This window comes from Arthrobacter sp. Y3221157 (genome assembly GCF_059089865.1).
This window is the reverse complement of the sequence record NZ_JBNHFD010000236.1, coordinates 1-367: the sequence shown is the minus strand read 5'-3', so window position 1 is coordinate 367 and position 367 is coordinate 1. Positions and strand designations below refer to the sequence as shown.

The window sequence follows — 367 nt, the reverse complement described above, 5'->3', positions numbered from 1 at the left end:
GCTCTTCGGCTTCGCTTTGGCGGCGGTGTCCGCCGGCTCGGTAATGGGCGGACCCCACGGCAGCGCAAAAGCCGGCACAGGCTCCCCCAGCTGCACCCCATGCGGCGGCACCACCATGACGCCGTCAGCGGAAGCCAGCCCCCGCATCATCCCCGGACCCGTGTGCTGGGCCGGCGACGCCATGCCGTACAGGAGGCGGAAGGGCATCAGCCGCGTGCGCCCGGGATCGGGTTCGATCACTGTGCCGGAGGGAACCTGCTGCACGGCCGGCATGGCTCCGTGGCCCAGCGCAGCGAGCAGTGGAGCACCCACCGTGCACAGCGCCATCATCGCGGCCAGCGGATTGCCCGGCAGCCCCAGCACGAAC

At 71.7% G+C, this 367-nt stretch carries 1 pseudogene; it reads right to left on the bottom strand.

Annotated elements, in window-relative coordinates:
- Nucleotides 1–367: pseudogene (locus AC5RTT_RS20825) on the bottom strand (molybdopterin molybdenumtransferase MoeA); the annotation flags it as partial.